Annotated in this window: 1 rRNA gene; it reads left to right on the top strand. The window is 41.6% G+C overall.

Annotation, left to right across the window (positions count from 1 at the left end):
- A 16S ribosomal RNA gene (locus AAIE21_RS29390) occupies positions 1–53 on the top strand; the annotation flags it as partial.
- Positions 54–377 lie beyond the last annotated feature (324 nt).

The raw sequence follows: 377 nt of genomic DNA on the forward strand, positions 1-377 counted from the left end.
TGAAGTCGTAACAAGGTAGCCGTATCGGAAGGTGCGGCTGGATCACCTCCTTTCTATGGAGAATTGATGAACGCAGTTCATCAATAAACGTTGACTTGTTTCGTTTCGTTCAGTTTTGAGAGAACTAACTCTCAACTTGATACAGTGCAAGTAGTTTGTTTTTTTTTTGTGGTTGCGTCTGCAAGCGAATTCCATGATGATGGATTCCTCAACGTATGCCAGCAGAGAAGCAAATTCAGCACAGTAAGACATGTTCTTTGAAAACTAGATAACAGTGTAGCTCATATTTTTTAATTTTAGTTTGGTTAAGTTAGAAAGGGCGCACGGTGGATGCCTTGACACTAGGAGTCGATGAAGGACGGGACTAACGCCGATAT

This window comes from Paenibacillus sp. 102 (assembly GCF_039549175.1).
In the GTDB taxonomy this organism is placed as follows: domain Bacteria; phylum Bacillota; class Bacilli; order Bacillales; family Bacillaceae_G; genus Bacillus_A.